The following is an 857-nucleotide window of genomic DNA, read 5'->3' as shown; positions in this document are numbered from 1 at the left end:
CTGGTCTCCGTCCGCGTCCTGGACGACAACGGGTCCGGCTCCTACTCGGGCGTCATCGCCGGCGTCGACTGGGTGACGGAGAACGCGCAGCTTCCGGCCGTGGCCAACATGAGCCTCGGCGGCGGCGCCAGCTCCAGCGTCGACGACGCGGTGCGCAACTCGATCGCCGCGGGTGTGACGTACGCGGTGGCGGCGGGCAACAGCAACGCCGACGCCGCCAACTACTCCCCGGCCCGCACCCAGGAGGCGCTGACGGTCGGCTCGTCGACCAGCAGCGACGCCCGCTCGTCGTTCTCCAACTACGGTTCGGTGCTGGACATCTTCGCCCCGGGCTCGAACATCACCTCGGCGTGGATCGGCAGCGACTCCGCCACCAACACCATCTCCGGCACCTCGATGGCCTCCCCGCACGTGGCCGGTGCCGCCGCCCTGCTGCTCGGCGACAACCCGGGCTACACCCCGACGCAGGTCGACTCCGCGCTGGAGTCCGCCGCCGCCCAGAACAAGCTCAGCGGCGTGCCGTCGGGCACCCCGAACCTGCTGCTCCAGGTCGGCGCGGGCGACCCCGGTGACCCGGGTGACCCGGGCGACCCGGGCGAGGGCTTCTTCGAGAACAAGAACAACTACGACATCAACGACCACAGCACGGTCGAGTCGCCGATCTCGGTCAGCGGCGTCGGTGGCAACGCCCCGGCCGACCTGAAGGTGGCCGTGGACATCAAGCACACCTACATCGGTGACCTGAAGGTCGAGCTCGTCGCCCCGAACGGTTCCAAGGTCGTCCTGAAGAACCACGGTGAGGGCGGCAGCAGCGACAACATCAACACCACCTACACCGTGGACGCCTCGTCCTCGGC

General features: G+C 69.5%; 1 protein-coding gene. It reads left to right on the top strand.

The features are described from left to right. The coding region (locus HPT28_RS26425) for a S8 family serine peptidase (RefSeq protein ID WP_219094493.1) at positions 1-857 on the top strand (857 nt) is incomplete at both ends.

The sequence above is a fragment of the Streptomyces sp. JJ38 genome, assembly GCF_019303475.1.
Taxonomy (GTDB): domain Bacteria; phylum Actinomycetota; class Actinomycetes; order Streptomycetales; family Streptomycetaceae; genus Streptomyces.
Note: the sequence above shows the minus strand (reverse complement) of the source record. Positions and strands in the feature narration are given on the sequence as shown.